Below are 11,439 nucleotides of genomic sequence, written 5' to 3'. Positions count from 1 at the left end.
TACTCTGCCTCCCCTTTGCTGCTTATTCAGGTAGCTTAAAGTCAGTTACAGATTCACGTAATGATTCAGCCATATTTGCCAATTCAGAAACCGAACGAGCTGTATCAAACGTTGCTGTCGTCGTTTGTGACGTAATTTCTTGTACAACATTCATCGTTGTTGCAATGTGACTTGCTGATGCAGACTGAAGTTTTGCTGCATCAGAAATGCTCGCAATTAATTTTGCCAAGTCACCAGATACGGTTTGAATCTCATCAAGTGCAATACCCGCATCTTTTGCCAAGTTCGCACCACGGACAACTTCTGACGTCGTTTGTTCCATTGAAATAACAGCTTCGTTCGTATCTGTTTGAATGGTTTTTACTAAGCTTTCAATCTGTTTCGTTGCTGATGCAGAACGTTCTGCAAGACGTTGTACTTCGTCGGCTACGACTGCGAAACCACGACCTGCTTCACCAGCCATAGATGCTTGAATCGCTGCGTTTAATGCCAAGATGTTGGTTTGGTCGGCAATATCGTTAATTAAAGATACGATGTTACCAATCTCTTGAGAAGACTCACCCAAACGCTTAATACGCTTTGAAGTTTCTTGAATTTGTTCACGAATGTGATCCATACCTTCGATAGAGCGGTTTACAACTTCTGCTCCATTCGACGCAATTTGTACAGATCGTTGTGCTACTTCAGCAGACTCGGATGCATTCGAAGATACTTGGTCAATCGACAATGCCATTTCGTTCATCGCTGCTGATGCACCTGCAATTTCTTGCGCCTGATGTTCAGAAGCTTCTGCTAATTGGTTGGTAATATCTTGAGTATCTTGGGTATAACGAGCAACTTCTTGAGATGTTTCAGTAATTCGAGATACAAGGTCTCGTAATTGATCGATTGCGAAGTTAATCGAGTCGGCAATCGCACCAGTAAAATCTTCTGATACTGTTGCATATGAACGTAAATCACCATCTGCTAAGTCGGCAATTTCATCGAGTAAACGTAAAATTGCATTTTGGTTACGGTCATATTCATCTTGTAAACGAGTTACACGCTCTTTATCTGTATTACTACGTAAAGCAAGTAATTGTAGTGCAGAGAAAATCAATAGACCTAACGCACCAATTAATACAACACCCGCAATAACGTTACCCCATCCACCCTCTGCTTTGTTAGATAAATCGTTTAATGACGTTAACAAAGCATCTGATTGAGAAAAGATTTGCGAAGATGCCTGACGTACACGAACAATTTGGTTTGCGTTTTGCAATACTGTTGCTGCCGCTGATTTCAATACTGCATCATAATCAGATTTAATACTATCTACAGACTCACGTAAATCAGGAGATGCAATACGATCTACACCAAGTTCTGTACTACCATTTAATTGCGCGTTTAAATAAACACCAAAGGTATCAATATCCGCTCCAAAATCGTTTGCCGAAACGTTTGAATTATCGGTACCAACTAAAACAGAGTTAATCGAACGCAAAATACGTTCAGCAATAAACACTTGGTTTTTTGTGATAATTACCTGACTACTTGGCATATTCTCACGAACCATCTGATCAACCATCAAGTTATATTCAGCCTGAATTTCAGGAATCGTTTCACTGATCGAGATGTTTGTATCGTATAATTGATTAATAACTTTTTGTTGTGAAGCAATTAACTCAATGTTCTTAGAAACACTCGTCCAAAGTGCATTTGCTTTTTTATACTCTTCTGAACCAGTACCATATACACTTTCAACCGTCTCTAAATTCTCAGCAAAACGCTTTTCAGATTCAACTAAGCTTTTCATTGCTTCAGGTGTACCAGATGCCGTTGCCTCGGTTGCCTGACGAGAAATCATCTGAGATAACAAGCGTAACTCACCCAAACTACGAGTTAACTGGTTATGACGAGGAACACTCACGAATAAATAAATTAAGAGGATAACTGCAAGAGCTAAAGCACCAATCGCACGGTATAGAATTGGTTTCGACTTTTCAGTTTCACCAAATAAGCGAGAAAACTGATCAATTTGCGTTCGAGCATTCTCTAAAAATGCACCACCATTCTTAAGACCAGTACTATCAGCACTACTACCATTTTTCTTTTTAAGTTTAAAGCCCATGTCAGCTTCTCCCCTGAATACGCGTTTATTTTCCGTAGCGTATCAAATTAGTTTATAAATTTTATTGATGCATTCATATATTGAGGATTTTGCAACAACCGACTCAGTAAAAACACATGCCATTGCTGATTATGTTGATGGAAGTATCCCTGACAATAATCTTTCAATTTATTATCTAGATCAGCACTTTGTGAAAAAAAACTCTTTTTATTGAAGTGCTGAATTCCAAGAACTTGGTCAACAACCAAGCCTACATAATGGTCTTGATGGCTAATGCATATTACTTTTTGTGTTGGTGAAAACTGACTCCGTTGTCCTGAAATAAAATGTGTTAAATCAGAAACTGAAAGCAATCGACCACGAATATTTGCCAAACCACGTACCCATGCCTGAGTATTAGGAACAGGGGTATATTTTGGAGGGTAAATCACCTCCGAAATTTCCCCTAATGGTGCAACAAAATATTGCCCTAACATCTCAAATGCGATACCAGACCAACGGCTGACTTCATTTTGAGTTGAAGCATATTGTTTGTTGCCTCGCTTGGATAAGCGAAGCAATTCGATAAATCCATTTGCTGCCATACCCTATCCCGTATTGAGTAATGAAAAGGCTCGTACGAATTAACTTAATAATTGTTTAATCACATCAATTAGCTGTTGCTCATCAATCGGCTTGGTCAAATAATCACAAGCACCTTGACGCTTACCCCAAACACGATCTGTTGCCTGATCTTTGGTACTTACGATCACAACAGGAATATGCTGCGTGTCTTTACCTTTGCTAATTTGGCGTGTCGCTTGGAAACCATTCATTCCTGGCATTACCACATCCATTAGTACGAGATCTGGTAGTTCTGCTTGCGCCATCGTGACACCGTCAGCGCCATTCGTTGCTTCTAAAACTTCATAACCGTGCTTAGTCAAAATTTCTCTAAAGCGAAATGTTTCAGTAGGTGAATCATCTACAATAAGTATACGAGCCATTTTTTCCTCAATTTAAATTTTATGCGCTAACGTGATTACGAATCGCATTTAACAGCTCATCTTTACTAAATGGCTTAGTTAAATATTCATCCGAACCCACAACGCGCCCTTTAGCCTGATCAAACAAACCGTCTTTGCTTGACAACATAATCACTGGGATATTTTGGTAATTTAAAGAATTTTTAATCAGTGCACAGGTTTGATAACCATCTAAACGAGGCATCATGATATCGACGAACACGATATCAGGATTTGCTTCTGCAATTTTTGATAATGCTTCAAAACCATCAACAGCGGTGATCACTTCACAACCTTCTCGTTGTAAAAGCGTTTCAGCTGTACGACGAATCGTTTTTGAATCGTCAATCACCATTACCTTCAAATTTTGAAATTTATCTTCCATTTAATTGTCCTGCCCCATTCACTCAATACAAATTATGGTTGGTTTAATTTGTTTTATACAGATCAGTTGATATTTTTAACATATCTTTACTTGCATTATCAACGAAGTTTTTTGAACCAACCTATCAGTTTTCAATAACAATAACAAATTGCTCACACTTTTCGTCAAATTCCTAAATTTTTTGTATACTAACTATTTTTAATTATCTAAATAGCTACTAATATACAACTGATTATTATTTAAAAATAAGTGATTTAGTTAACTTTTTCCGGGGAATGTAATGACTGGTTCGTTAAAGTGCGGTTTCGGCATTAGCCACTTTACAACGATTACTCGTAATTACATTTGCGCGTTTTTTTTATTGATTTTTTGCAGTTCAAGTTTTGCGGCTACAGAGCAACCCAGAGCTGTATGGTATCGTTATTATGATAAAAATGGTGTGGCTAATGTGAGTACATCAGTTACACCTGAACATATTCGTTATGGTTATGAAGCACTTGATCGTAATATGCAAGTAATCAAACGCAACCGTGCTTATAACGCAACAGTAGATGTACAACAATCTTCTCGTCGCGAATCTATGGCACGTCAGCGCGAACAAGATATGAGATTAAAACGTGCTTATGGAAATACAAAAATAGCGGCAACCAAAAGAGATCAAATTTTGGCTAATTTGAAAAAGCAACTTAATTATCAACAAGAACAATTACAACAGCTACAACAAGACAAAATTGGATTTAAGCGACAAGAGATGGAATATCATCGTAAGGGAGAAACGCTCCCCGCTCAACTCAAAAACAATTTAGACAATAATGCCAAGAATATTGAAAATGTAAAAAGAACAGTGGAAAGTTTACGCAATGCCTATCATAAAACTGAAACTGATTATGCGGATATTATTAACCGTTTAAAAAATCTTGAACAAGAAACACAATAGACTTAAAGTTTTTCTTGCATGTTCTCTCAAAAATATTAAATCTTAATTTTCATAGTTTTAATTCATTCAGCTTGCTTTAGATTACACGAAATTCAATGATTCATGTCATAATGCTATTGCTTAAAACTGAGTAGATAATTTTGCTCGTTTGAGTATTTCTAAATAACACTTAACTTTAGGACAGTTTCCATGCGCGCAAGCCGCTTTTTATTTGCAACGTTAAGAGAAACCCCAAATGATGCTGAAGTCATTTCGCACCAGCTCATGTTACGTGCGGGGATGATTCGTAAATTAGCTTCTGGTTTATACTCTTGGTTGCCCATGGGAACACGTGTTTTAAAGAAAGTAGATGCGATTATTCGCGAAGAAATGAACCGTTCAGGCGCATTAGAAGTATTTATGCCTGTCACTCAACCTGCTGCGCTTTGGGAAGAATCTGGTCGTTTTGAACAATACGGTCCAGAATTACTTCGTTTCAAAGATCGTCATGATAATCCATTCGTGCTTGGTCCTACTCATGAAGAAGTCATTACAGATTTGGCACGTAATGAGCTAAAAAGTTATAAGCAATTACCAGTAAATTTCTATCAAATCCAGACTAAATTCCGTGATGAAATTCGTCCACGTTTCGGTGTAATGCGATCTCGTGAATTTATTATGAAAGATGCTTATTCTTTCCATGCAACTCAAGCATCGCTACAAGAAACCTATGATGTCATGTATGACACCTATAGCCGTATTTTTACACGCCTTGGGCTAGATTTTCGTCCAGTACAGGCAGACACAGGTTCTATTGGTGGTTCTGCTTCACACGAATTTCATGTACTTGCTGCAAGTGGCGAAGATGATATCGCATTTTCTACTGAATCTGATTACGCCGCTAACGTTGAAATGGCAGAAGCATTGTTAGTCGGTGAGCGTGCTGCGCCAACTCAAACAATGACCTTAGTCGATACACCAAATCAGAAAACAATTGCCGATGTTTGCCAATTTTTAAACAGTGATGCAAAACAATCTGTAAAAGCTTTACTTGTACAAGGTCAAACAGATGAAAATGGCAATACACCCGTTGTTGCTCTATTCTTACGTGGCGATCACGAATTAAATGATATTAAAGCTGAAAAGCATCCTTTAATTGCTGCACCTTTGGCATTTGCAACTGAAGCACAATTAGAACAACATGGTTTAACAGCAGGTTTCTGCGGTCCACAAGGTTTAGTTGAAAAAGGCTTAACCGTGATTGTGGATCGTGCTGCATCCGTATTATCTGACTTTGTTGCGGGTGCAAATGAAGTCGATAAACATGCGACAGGTGTGAACTGGGAGCGTGATGCAAAATTTACCGAAGTTTATGATTTACGTAATGTTGTTGAAGGCGACCCTTCTCCAGATGGTAAAGGTACACTTCAAATCAAACGTGGTATTGAAGTCGGTCATATCTTCCAACTCGGTACAAAATACTCAGAAGCTTTAGGGTGTAAAGTACTCGGTGAAGATGGCAAACCATTCACTGTTACAATGGGATGTTATGGAATTGGTGTAACACGTGTGGTTGCAGCGGCAATTGAACAAAATTTTGATGACAAAGGAATTATTTGGCCTCAAGCGATTGCTCCATTCGACATTGCGATTGTGCCAATGAATGCACATAAATCACCTCGTACCCTTGAAGCAGCTGAAACGCTTTATGCTGAATTACAAGCTCAAGGCTATGATGTATTGCTGGATGATCGTAATGAACGCCCCGGAGTAAAATTCTCTGATCTTGAATTAATGGGTATTCCTCACCGTATTGTTATTGGTGAGAAAGGTCTTGATGCAGGCACTTTTGAGTACAAAGGTCGTCGCGATCTTGAAGCAAGCAATTTAGGTAAAGAAGAACTATTAGCTAAACTTATAGGCTAATCTTCATCCTAGCAATAAAAAAGCCGTTTAATAAACGGCTTTTTTATTGAAAACTTAAACTGTCAGATCTTTGATTGTTTCTGAAGAGCCGTTATTTTTAACAGATTCTATCCCTTTATCACGAGATTGCTCAGTTGCATAAAGCTGACTTGTACCAATCACCTGATGATTAGCCGCCTTTAAATTAAAATAAGCTTTATCATTTTTTGAAGTTAGTCTTTCATAGCGTGCTTCATCTGAACTATTTTTTTGAACGGATGCAATCCCATTTAAAGCAGATGCTTTAGTTTTGTAAAGTTCACTATTCAAAATAGCTTCACCATTCCCAGCCTTAAGTATGAAACGATATTGACCATCACTTGCTTGATTTACCTCAAACCATCCTGCCATAAATACCTCTTTTATTTGAGTTGTTTTGATTGTTATAGCTTTATTTATAGATTATTTTTTATACCAATAGAAAATGATTTATTGTTCACTTTTGGTAAGTTTTTGAATAGCAAAGGGGCACTGATATGCCCCCTTAAATGACTTGAATTAAATCTTTTTTACAAACTCAGATTTCAATTTCATTGCACCGATCCCATCGATTCTACAATCAATATTATGCCCATCATTCGCATCGAGTAATAAACGAATACTTTTCACTTTCGTTCCAACTTTAACTACAGATGATGAGCCTTTGATTTTTAAATCCTTTATGACAGTGACGCTATCACCATCAACTAAAATATTACCGTTGGCATCTTTAATAATCTCTTGTTGTTCTGAAGCAGATGCCTCCCCTTCTTTCCATTCATGTGAACATTCAGGGCAAATCAATAAGTCGCCATCTTGGTAAGTATATTCTGATTGGCATTTTGGGCAGTGTGGAAAAGACATAAAAACATCTCAAAAGCACTATTATGATCGATAGACGCATTTTTTCAAAATTTAAGCTTGAATCGCTTGTCCAATTAAATAATTTTTAAGTACTAGGGCATCATTAAGCTTAGGATCTTTAGCTGCGTAAATGAGCGTTACTTGCTGTTGCTGTGCCATGTCTCTAAGCTGATTTACATAAGGGTTTTCTTTAAGCTCTTTATAATATCCTTCCTGAAAACTCAGCCAATGTTCAACCTTATGACAAAATGCTTTTCTCAATTCAGTTGAGGGGGCAATATCTTTAAGCCATAAATCTAAATGTGCCTGCTCTTTCAATATCCCCCTTGGCCATAACCGATCTACTAATACACGCTGTCCATCAGTCGGTTCTACAGGATCATAAATACGTTTAATGTCAATTTTCACATCAGCCTATCCCGCATCTCACAAATTTTTCAGCTTTCCATTGAAATATTAACAACCTGCCCTTTTGAATCAAAACTAACGCAGATAACGTAATTTGTGATCTCATCTGGTAAGGTGAAATCTAAAATTTCATAACTTTCCAGATCACCCTCATCCCAACGTGAATCTAATACCAGTAACTCTAAAATTTGTAATAAATTAGGTTTTGATGTGTCAAAATATTTTTCCCAATATTCAGGTTCAACTTCTTCAAGATGATGTTGAATAAATAACTCCACACTATCTTCTGCTTGTTGATTTTCTAAAGCTTCGCGCATGGCAACACGAGCTAATTGTTCTCTGTGTTCAAGAATTTCTTCAGACATAATATTCCCCAATATGATTAAATATTAAAAATTTAGCTAGTTTGAATTAAGCTAAAGAGTTGTTATTCATTTGGAATTTCAGCTTGAATCAGCAACCCCAATAAATACAGAGATTCCTGCCAACCTAAATAACACGCTTCAACAGGAATAACATCAGGTATTCCCTCTTGAATAATATGCACTTCGGTTCCTACTGACACCGATTTTAATTTTATTGTGACCTGAATTTCACCTAGTAAATTAGGATCATCGAACTTATCGGTATAGCGTAATAATTCATTCGGGATAAGCTCAATGTACGTCCCTCCAAATGAATGAATTTGTCCAGTTGAAAAGTTAGTAAATGACATTTTGTATGTTCCACCCTCTTGCGGGTCTAAGTGATGGATTTTGGCGGTAAATCCATGAGGTGGCATCCACTTTACTAAGGCATCTGGATCGAGAAAGGCTTTAAAAACACGAGCTGGCGGTGCATTAAATACACGATGTAGTTGTACTGTTCCACTCATTATTATTCTCCGACTAAGTTATTTTTAATTCGTGCATCTATCATAGCGATTTAGTGATGAAATACTATTCCTTCAATCGCTCAATTGAACCCGAATATCTAGAATCTAAAGCTGCTTTTTTGTAAAAAATGGCGCAAAATAGCACTCCATATTTAGTGATAAGAACGCAGCTTTAGGATTAATCTATGAGTCAGCTTGCTTTTACTGCTTTTAGCTTAAATGGTGTAGATGCGCAAAAATTTCTACAGGGTCAAGTGACTGTTCATGTAGAACGTCTCCCTGAAAATGAAAATCGCTATACCGCTATTTGTGACTTAAAAGGACGTATTCATTTTGGGTTATGGATTAAAAGATTAAATCCAGAGAGTTTTGAACTTGTAACCACCCAAGATCAAGCCGAAGAGTTTTCCAAACATATTAAAAAGTTTGGTGCTTTTTCAAAAATGAAATTAGAAGAAATAGGATCTGTTTTTCCTTCATTAAATGGCATTCAGACTGAGTTTTCTTCTGTAGAGGCAGACATCGATGCTTGGCAAGTTCAAGCGATTCAGTCAGGTCAAGCATGGATTAGTCAAAGTACAGAACATTTGTTTCAACCACAAGAACTACGTTTGCATCAACGTGATGGTGTACATTTTGATAAAGGTTGTTATTTAGGTCAGGAAATTGTGGCACGTCTATGGTTTAAAGCAAAACCAAAACATTGGTTACATTTAATCCAAGCCAAAGATACTGTGCCTTCTCCTGCTAGCCAGCTAAGTAAAGATGTTGAGGTTGTGAATAGTGCTGCATTTGAAGATGGCTATATCGCACTTGTAATTGCAAAACCAGTTGCTTTAGAAGAACTTGGTGTAAAGGTTTTGGATTTACCAGAAGTATTAAATGGTGATGTAGCACGACCACAATAATCATTTTAAACAAAAGCCCTTTTACTAGGGCTTTTTAATTATAAATAAGATCCTTTAATTAAAATTAAGCATATACTCTTATTTAAAACAAATACTTTTTTATTTTATTCAATTTATCGGAATTACCTGTGCTTAAATCTATATTAATTTTTATGATTACGATGGCTACCGCTTTATTTAATATGCAATCTAGTTTTGCTAACACAGAAAAAATTAATCAAAGAATCCAAAGTCTGCCTAATGAATTAAAACCAGAATTTATAGATAAAACACCTATTCCAGATCTTTATACTCTTTCAAACATCAGAGGCTCTATATGGATAGATGCTTCTGGTCGATATTTAATTTCTGGAGACATTATTGATCTTGAAAATATGCACAACATAGCGGACTTCAACTATCAAAAGCATTATGCAATTAACCCCAAACAACTACCCACTGCAAATGCATTAAAAGAGATCAAAGGAAATGGTGAAAGAGTTTTATATGTTTTTGCCGATCCAGATTGTCCTGCTTGTCAGGCCTTACAAGGTATTCTTGAAGAGGTGGATAACATAACGATCTATACATTCCCTATGGGTTTAACACATCTACACCCCTCAGCGATTGAAACATCTAAGAATATTTGGTGCTCAAAAGATCCGATTAAAGCATGGAAAACCTATTTATTAGATGGCGATAAACCCAATCAAAGAAATAATTCATGTGATCAGCCTATAGATCAAAATATGATAATGACTAAAAAATATCGGATTAATCTAACACCAACGATATTTAATTCTAAAGGTCATAGAATTGTAGGAGTACCTCAACTCGAAAGTTTAGAAGATTTTATTAACAACACTGATCATTAATTTGGTGCTTAATTGAATACTCTCTTTATTTGCAGTCGCAATCAATGGCGTAGTCCAACAGCCGAACGTATTTTCGCAAACGGGTATGGTCTACATACCCGTTCAGCAGGAACCAGTCGTAATGCTAAACATACGATTTCAATCAAAGATATTCTATGGGCTGAACAAATTTTTGTTATGGAATCTCGACACAAACAACAGATCAAAGAACAATTTTCCAAACAACTGTCGCATAAGAAAGTGTTTGTGCTCGATATTCCAGATGACTATCACTATATGGATCCCGAGCTGATTGAATTACTACAATTGGCAATGCAGCCTTATTTGAAATAAAGTTTAATGATCATTCTTGTCGAGAATCGAAATGAAGGTTATTGTTCACCTATTCTCAACAATATCTCTCTCTCAAATGAAAATAACCATCAAAACTTGGCTATCAGCCTTATCACTGAGTCTATTAAGCTTACAAATAACACATGCTGATAGCAAAACCTTAGAACAAAACTTTAAACAAAATTATCCAGATATTCCTGTTACTTCAGTCACCCCATCTCCATTAAATGGAATTTATGAAGTCTATGTGTCTGGCAAGATTATCTATACAGATGAAAATGCTAAATATCTTTTCTTTGGCAATTTACTCGATGTAAAAAATCAGAAAAACCTAACAGAAGATCGTATTTCTGAACTGAGTAAAATTGATGTAAAACAACTACCTCTCAAACAAGCCATTAAACACATTAAAGGTAAAGGCGAACGTACTTTATATGTCTTTACCGATCCCGATTGCCCATATTGTCAAAAACTTGAACAATACATGACCTCTATCGACAATGTAACGGTCTACATTTTTTTATTCCCACTTAAGAAACTGCATCCACAAGCTGAAACTGCAGCAAATAAAATTTGGTGTGCAAAAAATCAATATGAGGCTTGGGAAGATTACATGCTACATCGTAAGTTAGCCCAAAATTCAGGTACATGTGAAACACCTGTACAGAAAAATATTGCTTTAGGACAAAATCTAGAAATTAGTGGGACACCTACAATCTTCCTTGAAAATGGCACTAGAGTCGCAGGCTTACCACAAAATGCTCAACAAATTGAACAACTTCTATTAGAAGCACAAACTAAAAAATAGTGTCTAATTAAGTGGTGGCTTTTCAGTTGAC

15 protein-coding genes are annotated in these 11,439 nt (G+C 36.7%); 6 read left to right on the top strand and 9 right to left on the bottom strand.

From position 1 onward, the window contains the following. Positions 1 to 22: 22 nt before the first annotated feature. Genes AC0JIQ_RS03200 through pilG form a run of 4 tightly spaced genes read right to left on the bottom strand, consistent with a single transcriptional unit; the run spans position 23 to position 3,499 of the window. Positions 23 to 2,110, bottom strand: coding sequence for a methyl-accepting chemotaxis protein (locus AC0JIQ_RS03200; RefSeq protein WP_474202616.1), 2,088 nt, complete (start codon positions 2,108 to 2,110; stop codon positions 23 to 25). Between the two features lie 47 nt (positions 2,111 to 2,157). After that, entirely contained in the window at positions 2,158 to 2,694 is a 537-nt protein-coding gene (locus tag AC0JIQ_RS03195; protein WP_004664657.1) for a chemotaxis protein CheW, read from the bottom strand. Between the two features lie 39 nt (positions 2,695 to 2,733). Next, complete coding sequence (locus tag AC0JIQ_RS03190; RefSeq protein ID WP_004664659.1) at positions 2,734 to 3,096, bottom strand: response regulator; 363 nt, start codon at positions 3,094 to 3,096, stop codon at positions 2,734 to 2,736. Between the two features lie 19 nt (positions 3,097 to 3,115). Next, positions 3,116 to 3,499 (bottom strand): twitching motility response regulator PilG, encoded by a 384-nt coding sequence (gene pilG, locus AC0JIQ_RS03185; RefSeq protein WP_004652356.1) that lies wholly within the window; start codon positions 3,497 to 3,499, stop codon positions 3,116 to 3,118. Between the two features lie 280 nt (positions 3,500 to 3,779). Here pilG and AC0JIQ_RS03180 point away from each other — a divergent pair, with 280 nt between their 5' ends. Together AC0JIQ_RS03180 and AC0JIQ_RS03175 are read left to right on the top strand one after the other, a co-directional pair. Further along, entirely contained in the window at positions 3,780 to 4,436 is a 657-nt protein-coding gene (locus AC0JIQ_RS03180) for a hypothetical protein (RefSeq protein ID WP_474202615.1), read from the top strand. A gap of 189 nt (positions 4,437 to 4,625) precedes the next feature. Beyond that, a complete protein-coding gene (locus AC0JIQ_RS03175; RefSeq protein ID WP_474202614.1) occupies positions 4,626 to 6,341 on the top strand; it encodes a proline--tRNA ligase in 1,716 nt (571 codons plus the stop codon). Positions 6,342 to 6,395: 54 nt separating this feature from the next. Here AC0JIQ_RS03175 and AC0JIQ_RS03170 read toward each other — a convergent pair whose 3' ends face one another. The 5 genes from AC0JIQ_RS03170 to AC0JIQ_RS03150 form a co-directional block, all read right to left on the bottom strand. After that, complete coding sequence (locus AC0JIQ_RS03170) at positions 6,396 to 6,731, bottom strand: YegP family protein (RefSeq protein ID WP_046738379.1); 336 nt, start codon at positions 6,729 to 6,731, stop codon at positions 6,396 to 6,398. A 147-nt stretch (positions 6,732 to 6,878) separates the two neighbouring features. Then, positions 6,879 to 7,223, bottom strand: coding sequence for a zinc ribbon domain-containing protein YjdM (locus AC0JIQ_RS03165; protein ID WP_346510811.1), 345 nt, complete (start codon positions 7,221 to 7,223; stop codon positions 6,879 to 6,881). Between the two features lie 51 nt (positions 7,224 to 7,274). Continuing rightward, on the bottom strand, positions 7,275 to 7,631 hold the full coding sequence (locus AC0JIQ_RS03160; RefSeq protein WP_474202613.1) for a DUF488 domain-containing protein: 357 nt from the start codon (positions 7,629 to 7,631) through the stop codon (positions 7,275 to 7,277). A 29-nt stretch (positions 7,632 to 7,660) separates the two neighbouring features. Then, positions 7,661 to 7,996, bottom strand: a complete 336-nt coding sequence (locus AC0JIQ_RS03155) for a DUF2004 domain-containing protein (protein WP_004664670.1) — start codon at positions 7,994 to 7,996, stop codon at positions 7,661 to 7,663. A gap of 62 nt (positions 7,997 to 8,058) precedes the next feature. Next, entirely contained in the window at positions 8,059 to 8,505 is a 447-nt protein-coding gene (locus AC0JIQ_RS03150) for an SRPBCC family protein (RefSeq protein WP_474202612.1), read from the bottom strand. 185 nt (positions 8,506 to 8,690) lie between these two features. Here AC0JIQ_RS03150 and ygfZ point away from each other — a divergent pair, with 185 nt between their 5' ends. The 4 genes from ygfZ to AC0JIQ_RS03130 all read left to right on the top strand — a co-directional run bounded on the left by ygfZ (position 8,691) and on the right by AC0JIQ_RS03130 (position 11,408). Then, complete coding sequence (gene ygfZ, locus AC0JIQ_RS03145; RefSeq protein ID WP_474202611.1) at positions 8,691 to 9,413, top strand: CAF17-like 4Fe-4S cluster assembly/insertion protein YgfZ; 723 nt, start codon at positions 8,691 to 8,693, stop codon at positions 9,411 to 9,413. Between the two features lie 161 nt (positions 9,414 to 9,574). Further along, positions 9,575 to 10,267 carry a DsbC family protein gene (locus AC0JIQ_RS03140; RefSeq protein ID WP_474202610.1) on the top strand — a complete coding sequence of 231 codons (693 nt, stop codon included), beginning with the start codon at positions 9,575 to 9,577 and terminating at the stop codon, positions 10,265 to 10,267. A gap of 12 nt (positions 10,268 to 10,279) precedes the next feature. Beyond that, complete coding sequence (locus tag AC0JIQ_RS03135; RefSeq protein WP_474202609.1) at positions 10,280 to 10,600, top strand: low molecular weight protein tyrosine phosphatase family protein; 321 nt, start codon at positions 10,280 to 10,282, stop codon at positions 10,598 to 10,600. Positions 10,601 to 10,676: 76 nt separating this feature from the next. Then, positions 10,677 to 11,408: a DsbC family protein gene (locus AC0JIQ_RS03130; protein ID WP_346510821.1), complete on the top strand. Its 732-nt coding sequence runs from the start codon at positions 10,677 to 10,679 to the stop codon at positions 11,406 to 11,408. The last annotated feature ends 31 nt before the right edge of the window (positions 11,409 to 11,439 follow it).

Source organism: Acinetobacter sp. FB, assembly GCF_056033405.1.
The sequence above is the reverse complement of the archived record's forward strand: the minus strand, read 5'-3'. Positions and strand labels throughout refer to the sequence as shown.